The sequence below is a fragment of the Collinsella sp. AM12-1 genome (genome assembly GCF_003472325.1).
In the GTDB taxonomy this organism is placed as follows: Bacteria; Actinomycetota; Coriobacteriia; order Coriobacteriales; family Coriobacteriaceae; genus Collinsella.
Window position 1 is genome coordinate 1 of the sequence record NZ_QRLS01000028.1, and the last position, 11,200, is coordinate 11,200.

An 11,200-nucleotide genomic window follows, 5' to 3' on the forward strand; every position below is an offset into this window, starting at 1 on the left:
GGACCTCGGGACGCTCTTACACCACGTCTGCGCGCGCCACCTGGGCGGCAATGAAGTTGCGGCGTAATGGGAAGCGTTTCGCGGCCTTTTGGCTAAAACGGCCCCTTTTCCGCCGCGACTCCTAAAAAGACGCCGGCGCGCCTTGAGTTGCGGCGCGTCGGCGTGATGGCTTTGTTGTGGCTGGGTGTACTTCGGTTGTTCGACGGCTTTGGCATGTCCGATCTTGCCAGGCAAGCCTTTGTTACTGTTTAACGTTTGCCCAGATAAAACCTGCCAAAATAAACCTGTCCCTAATTGGCAGGTTGGTAGTGGGGGCAGTAGCTGATGGCTATTGCGTCGACGCCTACATGGGTGGCGATGATGCAGCCGATGGGGCCGGTGCCGGCGTCTACGTAGTCTTGGCCCGCGAGCGCTTGGCTGACGAGCTCCTGCTCCTCGGCGGCGCCGGTCGTGAGCACGCGCACGCTTGAGCCCGGGTGCTCGTCCAAAAACGTGAGGCAGTCTGCCATGGTGCTGGCGACGATACGCTTGGCGCCGCGGCCCTTTTTGATGGCCTTGATCTCGCCCGACTGCCACTCCGGCGAAACGGCTAGGCGAATGTTGAGCATCTGCGTGAGCTGGCCGGCGAGCTTGGGCGCGCGGCCGTTCTTAACGAGGTTCTCGAGCGTGCGGGGAATCAGCAGCAGGTGGGCGTCGGGCAGCGTCGCGCGGATCTGCGCCTCGGTCTCGTCCAAGCTGCGGCCGTCTTCGCGCATGGCCAGTGCGTACTCCACCAGCAGGCCCTCGGCGCCCGAGCCAGTGCGCGAATCGATGCAGCGCACGTCGAGCTCGTGGGTCTCGGCGACCAGGCATGCGTTGGAATAGCAGGCGGACCATTCGCTGCACAGCGAGATAAAGATCGCGCTATCGTGGCCGTCGGCGCGCACGCGGTCAAAGAGTGCCTTGAACTCGCCGGCGCTCGGCTGCGAGGTGTGTGGCAGCTGCTCGGAGCCGGCCATGCGGGCGACGTATTCCTCGGCGGTAATCTGCACCTGGTCGAGCAGGTCCTCGCCCTCGATAATCACATGTAGCGGAATGACGTAAATGCCAAGCTCTTGAGCACGGGCGGGGGAGATGTCCGACGTGGAGTCGGTTATGATGGCAAAAGACATAATTGCACCTTTCATTGGGGCGCTTGCGTGCCGCCTTCTGAGAGCAAAGTGCGACAAGTATAGTGGAGTCATTCCACATTTCTAGGTTCAATTGTTGAATAGTCAACAGTTTGAAGTGTCGGTGTGGAAATCATCAACTGGGGAAGAGGAATGCCGATGGAGGCGTTGGAGATATGCAGGCGGCCGGTTGTGCTGTTCGATTTTGACGGCACGGTGGCCGATACGGGCCGGGCGGTGAAGACCTCGACGCGCAAGACGTTGGCCGCGCGCGGGTTTTCGGAGGCGCAGATGGGTGACCTGCGCCGCATGATCGGGCCGCCCCTGTGGAAGAGCTTTCACGACTTTTATGGCTTCTCCCGCGAGGAGTCGCTTGTGGTGGCTGACGAGTACCGTGCCTTTTTTGATGAGCTGGGACCGGAAGAGTATCCCGTGTTCGACGGAATCCCCGAGCTGCTCGATGGCCTTGTCGCGCAGGGACATCGCTTGGCCGTGGCAACGTCACGCATGGAGGCGAAGTGTATCGACATGGTGGGAGAGCTGGGACTTTCTCAGTTTGAGGCGGTGGTTGGCATGAATCCGCCGCAGGGGCGCGAGACCAAGGCCGATTCGGTCCGCGACGCGTTGGCGGCCTTGGGTGCGGTCGCGGACGAGGCCGTGATGATCGGCGACCGTTTTAACGACGTTGAGGGCGCGCACGCGATGGGCGTGCCGTGCATCGGCATTTATTCGGGTGCGGCGGCGCCGGGGGAGCACGAGGCGGCGGGCGCCGATGCGGTGGTGCACTCGGTGGCCGAGCTTGCTAAACTTTTCGCTATCTAATAGACGTAATGTGAGGGGCGGGCGTGATCGCCGCTCATGGGTTAGGAGGTCGTCCATGAATCAGGTGGAGCAGAGCGTTGCCGAGTATGTTGACGAGGTCTGGGAAGATGTCGTCGCCGATATCGAGCAACTGGTGAGCTATCCGTCCGTGGCAGTTTCTGCCGATGCAGAGCCCGGCGCGCCGTTTGGCCGCCCGGTCCGTGACGCGCTCGACTGTGCGCTCGGCATCGCGCAGAAGCTTGGCTATCAGACGAGCGACGACGAGGGCTATGTGGGCATTGCCGATATCCCTGGCCGCGGCGACAAGCAGCTCGCGACCATCTGCCACGTGGACGTGGTGCCCGCCGGCCCGGGTTGGAACACCGACCCGTTTGCGCTGGAGCGTCGCGAGGGCTGGCTGCTCGGCCGCGGCGTTATCGACGACAAGGGTCCGGCGGTGCTGTCACTCTACGCCGGCGCCTATCTGCTCAAGCACGGCATTACCCCGCGCTATACTTTCCGCGCGCTGCTGGGCTGCGATGAGGAAGTGGGCATGTCCGACGTTCACCATTATCTGGAGAACCACGCAGACCCCGACTTTTTGTTTACGCCCGATGCCGAGTTTCCGGTCTGCAATGCCGAGAAGGGCCAGTTTGGGGCGACGTTCGTGAGTCCCAAGATCGACGGCGGGCGCATCGTGTCGTGGAGCGGCTCCGAGGCGAGCAATGCCATTCCGTCGCAGTCCATCTGCGAGCTCGCGATTGCCGCCGATGAACTGCCGGCGCCCGTTGAGAACGCCGACCGCCTGGAGATCACGGCGCTTGATAACGGGCATGCGCAGATTTTCGCCCACGGTATTGGCGGCCACGCTTCGATGCCTGAGGGCACCATCAACGCCGTCGGCCTGATCGTGTCGTATCTGCGCGAGGCCGAAGACGCGTTTGGTGCACGCGACGAGCGCCTGCTGACGCCTGCCGAGCACGAGTTCGTCAAGTTCCTGGCCTTTGTGCATGCGGATGCCTATGGCCGCGGCCTAGGTATCGATGCGACGAGTCCGGCGTTTGGCCCGCTTACCTGCAACGCTGGCGTCATCCGCGTGGCGGATGGCCATATTGAGCAGGTCATCGACGTGCGCTTCCCCGACAGCACGAGTGCCGATACCATCCGCGAGCAGCTCGAGCCGCTCGTGGGCCGTTTTGGCGTGACGTGCCAGCTGGGTCGCGCGAAGGTGCCGTTCTCGGTGTCTGCCGACGATCCGGCCGTGAAGGCGCTTATCGATACCTATAACGAGTTCACCGGCAAGCATGCCGAACCCTTTGCCATGGGCGGCGGCACGTATGCGCGCAACTTTGCCCGCGCCGTCTCGTTTGGCCCCGAGGAGACCGGCCTGGAGCTGCCCGCATGGGGCGGCCAGATGCACGGCCCCAACGAGTGCGCCAACGAGGACCAGCTCAAGCAGGCGCTCAAGATCTATATTGTTGCGATCCTCCGTTTGAATGAATTAGAGCTTTAAGGTCTCGCGGTTTCCCAATCTAAGTTGCGGTGGAATAGTTCCTAGAATGGGCCATTTGATGGCCAAACAGGAACTATTTCACCGCAACTTTGTTTTTATTGGTGTAAAAGGCTGGCCATGCTTGCCGGCGGGTTTGTTATTCGTTTGTAAAGGCTGGGCCGCGCTTGCGGTAAGGGTCTATCAAATGCCCGTAAGAAACAGCAGTCGGCGCGGGCGCTGCCCGATCGGGGACGTATCTTTCCAAACAGCAAAGCGGGCAGGGTGTCCGCGAGTCGCATGTATGAAAGGAAGATCATGCTCGATCAGGCTTATTCTCGTCGTCAGTTCCTCGGCCTCGCTGGTGGTCTTGCCAGCATCGTCGGTCTCGGTCTCGTAGGTTGCGGCGGCTCCGGCGAATCCGACGCCGCCGACAAGGGTAGCGCCGCTGCTGCCGAGTCCGTCTCGGGCGAGGTGACCTACGACGGCGCCTCCTCGTTCCAGGCTCTCGTCGAGGCCGCTGCCGAGAAGTTCATGGACGCCAACCCGGACGTCTCCGTCTCCGGCTCGGGCAACGGTTCGGGCAAGGGTCTGACCGCTGTTGCCGCCGGCACCGTTACCATCGGTAACTCAGACGTCTTTGCCGAGACCAAGCTCGAGGCCGACCAGGTCAAGAATCTCGTCGACCACGAGGTTGCCGTCGTGGGCATGGGCCCCGTCGTTTCCAAGAACGTCACGGTCGACGACCTGTCCCTCGAGCAGCTCAAGGGCATCTTCTCCGGCCAGATTACCAACTGGAATGAGGTCGGCGGCGACGACGCCAAGATCGTCGTTCTCAACCGCAAGGCCGGCTCCGGCACCCGCGCCACCTTCGAGGCCGCCGTCTTTGGCGACGAGGCCGTCGACTTTAAGGGCGACGCCGAGCTCGATAAGTCCGGCGATGTCCAGACTCAGATGGGCAGCACCGACAACGCCATCTCGTACCTCGACTTCTCGCACTTCGACGACTCCAAGTTCAACGCCATCAAGGTCGAGGGTGTCGAGCCCAAGAGCGCAAACGTCACCGACGATTCCTTCAGGATTTGGGCTACCGAGCACATGTACTGCGCGAAGGACGCCGACGAGGCCACCAAGGCCTTCCTGGAGTTCATGCTCTCCGACGACGTCCAGGGCAAGCTCGTCGAGGAGCAGGGCTTTATCCCCGTCTCTGCCATGAAGGTCGTCAAGGACGCCAGCGGCAAGGTCTCCTCTAAATAAGTAATCGCCCCCGGAAAGGTTTGCAATGGCAAAACAGCTGCCAAAGCGCGACCTTGAGAACGTGGGCCTAGTCGTCACGGGCGCGTGCGTAGCGCTCGTGACGCTTGTCGTTGCCGCGCTCATCTTTATGGTCGCCCAAAAGGGCCTCTCGGCTTTTCTCAAGGACGGCGTTTCGATCGTCGAGTTCTTTACCGGCACCAAGTGGGACCTGGCCAACACGGCCGAAAACGGTCTGCCCTATACCGGCGCCCTGCCCCTGATCGTCACTTCGTTTGCGGTCATGGTGCTCTCCACGCTTATCGCGCTACCCATCGCCATCGGCTCTGCCATCTTTGCGGTCGAGATCCAGCCTAAGTTTGGTTCCAAGGTCTTCCAACCACTGATTGAGCTTTTGACCGGCATTCCCTCGGTCGTCTTTGGCCTGATCGGTTTTCACGTGGTCGTCGGTCTTATGAAGAGCGTTTTCCACGTGAGCACGGGTCTGGGTATCTTGCCCGGCGCTATCGTGCTGGCAGTCATGATTCTGCCGACGATGACCACGCTTTCGGTCGATGGCCTGCGCGCTGTGCCCGACAGCTACCGTCAGGGCTCGCTCGCGCTGGGCTACACCCGCTGGCAGACCATCTGGCACGTGGTGCTCAAGTCCGCCATGCCGTCGCTCATGACCGCGGTCATCCTTGGCATGACCCGCGCCTTTGGCGAAACGCTCGCCGTGCGCATGGTTATCGGCGGCATCGAGGCCATGCCGACGTCGCTGCTGTCGCCTGCCTCGACCATTACCACCACGCTCACCACGTCCATGGCGGTCTATGCCGAGGGCTCGGCCCAGGACGACGTTCTGTGGGCGCTCGGTCTGCTGCTGATGGGCATGAGCCTCATCTTTATCCTGATCATCCACCTTATCGGCTGCAAGGGGGCGAAGGCTCGTGGCTAGCACGCGCATCCACATCGACGAGGCGAGACTCGGGCGTGTCCAAAAGCAGGACCGCATCGCCACGGGCGTGCTGACGGCGATTGTCGCCATCGTCATGCTTATCGTCGTCTCCATGGTGGCCTACATCCTGTTCGAGGGTATCTCGACGCTGTTCCAGCCGGGCTTTCTCACGCAGCCCGCACGCGCCAACGGAACGCAGGGCGGCGTGCTCTACCAGCTGTTCGACTCGTTCTTTCTGCTGCTGATCACCCTGGTCATCTCGGTGCCCATCAGTCTGGGCGGCGCGGTCTTTTTGGTTGAGTACGCGCCCGATGGGCCCATCCGCGACATCGCCTCCACCGCCATCGAGACGCTGTCCTCGCTGCCCTCCATTGTCGTGGGCATGTTCGGCTTTCTGGTGTTCTCGGTGCAGCTGGGCTGGAAGTACTCCATCATCTCCGGCGCCGTCGCGCTTACCATGTTCAACATCCCCATCCTGGTGCGCGTGATCCAGCAGGCACTCGAGGACGTGCCGCAAGCCCAGCGCGATGCGTGCCTGGCCATGGGCCTCACTCGCTGGGAGGCCACACTGCACATCCTGATTCCCGAGGCCATGCCCGCCATCGTGACCGGCATCGTGCTTTCGGCCGGCCGCGTGTTTGGCGAGGCCGCGGCGCTGCTCTTTACCTCGGGCATGAGCTCGCCGGTCCGCCTCAACTTCTTGAGCTTTAACCTGTCGAGCCCCACCTGCGCCTGGAACGTGTTCCGTCCCGGCGAGTCGCTGGCCGTGCACATCTACAAGATCTATGGCGAGGGCAGCCCCGAGGCCCAGCAGATCGTCTGGGGCACCGCGGCACTGCTGATGATTTGCGTGCTGCTGTTTAACGTAGTCGCCCGTATCGTGGGCAAGCAACTGGCAAGGAAGATGACGGCCGAATGAGCGATATGAATGCAACGCCCGCAACCGAGGCGGCCACGTCCGACACCCCCCAGGACTTTCTGTCGAGCGTGGGGGAGAGCGAGAGGCGCGTGCGCGTGAGCGGCAAGGCCGTGAGCGACGAGGTCGTGCTCTCCGCCAAGGACGTCAACGTGTACTATGGCGACCACCATGCGCTGCACAATACGTCGCTCGACTTCCACAAGGGTGAGATCACGGCGCTCATCGGGCCTTCGGGCTGCGGCAAGTCGACCTTCTTGCGTAGCCTCAACCTGATGAATCGCGAGATTCGCCGCTGTCGCGTGGAGGGCGAGATCAACTACCGCGGGCGCAACGTGAACACCAAGACCGAGAACACGTACGAGCTGCGTCGCTCCATCGGCATGGTGTTCCAGCAGCCAAACCCCTTCCGCAAGTCCATTCGCGACAACATCACCTTTGCGCCCAAGCGCCACGGCATCACCGACCGTGACGAGCTCGACCGCATGGTCGAGGAGAGCTTGCGTGGCGCCGCGCTGTGGGACGAGGTCAAAGACAAGCTCGACAAGAGCGCCTACGCGCTTTCGGGCGGTCAGCAGCAGCGTCTGTGCATTGCGCGCACGCTGGCGCTCAACCCCGACGTAATCCTGTTTGACGAGCCCTGCTCGGCGCTCGACCCCATCTCGACGCTGGCGATCGAGGACCTCATGTCGTCGATCGTGGCCGACCGCGCCATCGTCATCGTGACGCACAACATGGAGCAGGCGTCGCGCGTGTCCAACCGCACGGCGTTTTTCTACATGGGCGATATGGTCGAGTACGACGAGACCGACGAGATTTTCCAACGGCCCAAGGATAAGCGGCTGAATGATTACCTCACCGGCATGTTCTCCTAGTCCGGGACATGCTTGAGGCCCGCGGCGGCCACGGTTGCCGCGGGACTGATTGGAGAGGCGGGTCATCTCTTGCGGGAGATGGCCCGCCTTTTTGTGTCGTGTGCTGGTGCGCTTGCCCAAAACCACCACGAAGGCGCCCGTCCCCTTTGTGGTGGTTTTCGCTATCATGGAGAACGTTGAATTTCTACGAAGGAGCAGGGCATATGGCGATTCTTTTGGGATGCGATTCCGTCAGCCTAGAGTTTCCCACCAAGCATATTTTCGATAGCGTGACGCTCGGCGTGGACGAGGGCGACCGTATTGGTATTGTCGGCAAAAACGGCGACGGCAAGTCGACGCTGCTGAGCGTGCTCGCCGGCACGCTGGAGCCCGATGACGGACGCGTGACGCACCGCCGCGGCATCACGATCGGTCTACTCGGCCAAAAGGACCAGCTTGTCGATACCGATACCGTGCATCATGCCGTTGTGGGTGACGCCCCCGAGTACGAGTGGGCGTCGAGCCCCCGTACGCGCCAGATTCTGGCCGGTCTTATTAGCGATGTGCCCTGGGAGGGCATGGTAGGCGAGCTCTCGGGCGGTCAGCGCCGCCGCGTGGACCTCGCGCGCCTGCTGATCGGCGACTATGACGTGCTCATGCTCGATGAGCCCACCAACCATCTGGACATGCGCACCATCAACTGGCTTGCGCGTCACTTAAAGGCCCGCTGGCAGCGCGGTCAGGGCGCGATGCTCGTGGTCACGCACGATCGCTGGTTCTTGGACGAGGTCTGCACCAGCATGTGGGAGGTTCACGACGGCCAGGTCGATCCCTTCGAGGGCGGCTATTCGGCATATATCCTGCAGCGCGTGGAACGCGACCGCATGGCCGCGGTTACCGAGGAGCGCCGTCGCAACATGGCACGTAAGGAGCTCGCGTGGCTGAGCCGCGGTGCCCAGGCGCGCTCCACCAAGCCCAAGTTTCGCGTGGATGCCGCTCGCGAGCTGATCGCCGACGTGCCGCCCGTGCGTGACGAGCTGGAGCTCAAGCGCCTGGCCGTGAGCCGCCTGGGCAAGCAAGTTATCGATGTGGTCGACGTGGACGCCGGCTATGCGGATACCGATGGCGCGCCCAAGCAGGTGCTCAACGACGTGACCTGGCTCATTGGTGCGGGCGACCGCTATGGTCTTTTGGGCGAGAACGGCGCCGGCAAGTCGACTTTGCTCGACGTGATCCAGGGCAAGATCGCGCCCCTGCGCGGCCGCGTGAAGATCGGCCAGACGGTGCGCTTTGGCGTGCTGTCGCAGCAGCTCGAGGAGCTCGAACCCTACATGGGCGACACGATCCGCGAGGTGCTCAGCCACTATAAGAAGTACTACGTCATTGACGGCAAGGAGACTTCACCCGAGAAGCTCTGCGAGCGTCTGGGCTTTACGACGCAGCAGCTCTGGAGCCGCATCGGCGATCTTTCGGGCGGCCAGCGCCGTCGCCTGTCGCTGTTGCTGACGATCCTGGACGAACCCAACGTGCTCATCTTGGACGAGCCCGGCAACGACCTGGATACCGATATGCTGGCGATTGTCGAGGACCTGCTCGACGGCTGGCCCGGCACGCTGATTCTGGTGACGCACGACCGCTTTTTGATGGAGCGCGTGACTGACCAGCAGTGGGCGCTGCTCGATGGCCATCTGACGCATATGCCTGGCGGCGTCGACCAGTACCTGCGCCTGTGCAACGCCACCGCCGAGGGCGAGCCCGTGGGTGCACCGAGCGCCAAGACCGGCACGTTTGACACCGGTGCCGCGGCGGCTGCGGCCGAAAAGCCCAAGTCGAGCGGCCAGCCCAATGGCCTTTCCAACGCCGAACGCCAGAAGCTTCGCCGCGAGGTGAGCTCGCTCGAGCGCAAAATGGAGACGCAGCGCGCCCGCGTGGAGGAGGCCGAGGCCGCGATGGCTCAGGTCGACCCCACCAACTACACGGCGCTGGGCGAGCAGCAGGCAAAGATCGACGAGGCCCACGCCGCCATGGACGAGTTGGAGCTGGCGTGGCTCGAGGCGAGCGAGAGGCTCGAGGGCGAGGAGTAGGCGAGGATGATCAAGGCCGCGTTTTTCGATATCGACGGCACGTTGCTGAGCTTTAAGACCCATCGGATTCCGGCGTCGGCGCAGCAGGTGCTCGACAGCTTTCATGAGCAGGGGATTGCGTGCGTGATCGCCACGGGTCGCCCGACCTATCAGATGCCCGATTGGCTGTTCGAATTGGGTTGGGATGCGTACATTACGCTCTCGGGCCAGCACTGCTTTGATGCCGAGGGGGTTTACCGCAGCTGCCCGATCGATCCGGACGACGTTGCGGTGATCGTGGACCAGGTGGCGCAGGGACGCTGCGACTCGCTGTGTATGCAGGGCGAGAACTCGTTTGTGAACCGCCTGTCCGAGCGCGTGGTGACGGCCGGCAACAACGCGGGGATCGTCTACCACGAGGAACCGTTTGAGCGCGCCTTTGACGCACCGGTCTACCAGTTCTGCGCCTTTGTGGACCCGGCCGACGAGCATATCGTGACCGATGCGGTGTCGCATTCGCTCACTACGCGCTGGTGCGATCTGTTCTGCGACATTATTCCGGCAAACGGCGGCAAGGACCTGGGTGTGGCGGCGACGCTGGAGCGCCTGGGCATCGACGCGAGCGAGGCGATTGCCTTTGGCGACGGCGAGAACGACCTGTCGATGTTTGCCGCCGTGGGCACGAGCGTGGCCATGGGCAACGCGCAGGATACCGTGAAGGCCGTGGCGACCTACGTGACGACCGCCGTGGACGACGACGGCATCTACAACGCCGCCAAACACTTTGGCCTGCTGTAGCTGCGGATTCGGCATCTGGGGACGTTCCTTTTCTGCCGGCAGCTGGGGACACTCCTTGCGGGGCGTCCCCATTTTGTTTTCGTCCCGCATGTTTTGTGAAACACGGCTAACTTTTAGGCAAAGTAGTAAGACATGGGCAACTTTTGCGGTAAAGTAAATCAAGCAAAAGTATCCAAAGGCTAACTAGAAGCCATCGCGAAAGGCGGCCCATGGCCCTGCGTGAATCTGGAGAAGACTATCTCGAATCTATCTATGTGCTCTCGGAACGGCAGGGTACCGTTCGTTCGATTGACGTTGCCGAATACCTTGGCGTAACCAAGGCAAGCGTCTCCAAGGCCATGGCGACGCTGGAAAGCAACGGCTATGTCGAAATGGGCAAGCGCGATGTGCACCTGACGGAGCGAGGGCTTGAGGTCGCCCGCCAAATGTGGGAGCGTCACTGCTTTTTTGTAGAGCTGCTCGAGGAAGCAGGCGTTTCGGCAGAGGTTGCCTCGCAAGAAGGTTGCCACATGGAGCATTGCCTGAGCGAGGAGAGCTTCGAGAAGCTGAGGGCGATGTTGAGCAAGGAAGATGCGACGGGTCCAACAACGGAAGCCTAATTGACCCCCAATAGTGCGGAGTTCGCGCAAAACGCGAACCAGCGAAAGGGGATAGGGGATTCGAACAACAGCGAGTCCGACGCAGTCCAAAGTGGAGCAATCGGTGCGCGACGCCACCACAGCTGAGCCATCTCTGCGTTCCCAAAGAGGCGCGCTGTCACGCGCCAAAGGCGCGGGACAGCGACCGGGACCAGTAGCCCCATCAACTAAGTCCAACTCAGACAAGGAACCCCGCCAGCAAGCGATGCCCAAGAACCGCCAGCAACGTCACCGCAGGCCGGGTCCGGGCTTGGTTTTGAAAACATTCCGCACTGATATCTTCTGTATTGAAGACGTCGATG

At 62.1% G+C, this 11,200-nt stretch carries 10 protein-coding genes; 9 read left to right on the forward strand and 1 reads right to left on the reverse strand.

Annotated features, from left to right (window positions below; translation table 11 throughout):
• Positions 1-290 precede the first annotated feature (290 nt).
• Positions 291-1,151, reverse strand: a complete 861-nt coding sequence (locus DW136_RS09395) for a DegV family protein (RefSeq protein ID WP_158556505.1) — start codon at positions 1,149-1,151, stop codon at positions 291-293.
• Between the two features lie 123 nt (positions 1,152-1,274).
• Between DW136_RS09395 and DW136_RS09400 the strand changes: the two genes are divergently transcribed.
• The 9 genes from DW136_RS09400 (at position 1,275) to DW136_RS09440 (ending at position 10,859) form a co-directional block, all read left to right on the forward strand.
• Entirely contained in the window at positions 1,275-1,970 is a 696-nt protein-coding gene (locus DW136_RS09400; protein ID WP_233546561.1) for an HAD hydrolase-like protein, read from the forward strand.
• 55 nt (positions 1,971-2,025) lie between these two features.
• Positions 2,026-3,462, forward strand: a complete 1,437-nt coding sequence (locus DW136_RS09405; RefSeq protein WP_117790252.1) for a M20 family metallopeptidase — start codon at positions 2,026-2,028, stop codon at positions 3,460-3,462.
• 294 nt (positions 3,463-3,756) lie between these two features.
• Complete coding sequence (locus DW136_RS09410; RefSeq protein WP_117790251.1) at positions 3,757-4,695, forward strand: phosphate ABC transporter substrate-binding protein; 939 nt, start codon at positions 3,757-3,759, stop codon at positions 4,693-4,695.
• Positions 4,696-4,720: 25 nt separating this feature from the next.
• Positions 4,721-5,629 carry a phosphate ABC transporter permease subunit PstC gene (gene pstC / locus DW136_RS09415; RefSeq protein ID WP_117583783.1) on the forward strand — a complete coding sequence of 303 codons (909 nt, stop codon included), beginning with the start codon at positions 4,721-4,723 and terminating at the stop codon, positions 5,627-5,629.
• The gene (gene pstA / locus DW136_RS09420; RefSeq protein ID WP_118289484.1) at positions 5,622-6,548 is read left to right on the forward strand and encodes a phosphate ABC transporter permease PstA; all 927 of its coding nucleotides are present in this window, start codon (positions 5,622-5,624) and stop codon (positions 6,546-6,548) included. The genes pstC and pstA overlap by 8 nt, the downstream gene beginning before the upstream one ends.
• On the forward strand, positions 6,545-7,420 hold the full coding sequence (pstB, locus tag DW136_RS09425; protein WP_117564461.1) for a phosphate ABC transporter ATP-binding protein PstB: 876 nt from the start codon (positions 6,545-6,547) through the stop codon (positions 7,418-7,420). Before pstA ends, pstB begins: the two co-directional genes overlap by 4 nt.
• A gap of 203 nt (positions 7,421-7,623) precedes the next feature.
• A complete protein-coding gene (locus tag DW136_RS09430; protein WP_117583781.1) occupies positions 7,624-9,483 on the forward strand; it encodes an ABC-F family ATP-binding cassette domain-containing protein in 1,860 nt (619 codons plus the stop codon).
• Positions 9,484-9,489: 6 nt separating this feature from the next.
• Positions 9,490-10,260 carry a Cof-type HAD-IIB family hydrolase gene (locus tag DW136_RS09435; protein ID WP_117583780.1) on the forward strand — a complete coding sequence of 257 codons (771 nt, stop codon included), beginning with the start codon at positions 9,490-9,492 and terminating at the stop codon, positions 10,258-10,260.
• A 209-nt stretch (positions 10,261-10,469) separates the two neighbouring features.
• Positions 10,470-10,859: a metal-dependent transcriptional regulator gene (locus DW136_RS09440; RefSeq protein WP_117583779.1), complete on the forward strand. Its 390-nt coding sequence runs from the start codon at positions 10,470-10,472 to the stop codon at positions 10,857-10,859.
• The last annotated feature ends 341 nt before the right edge of the window (positions 10,860-11,200 follow it).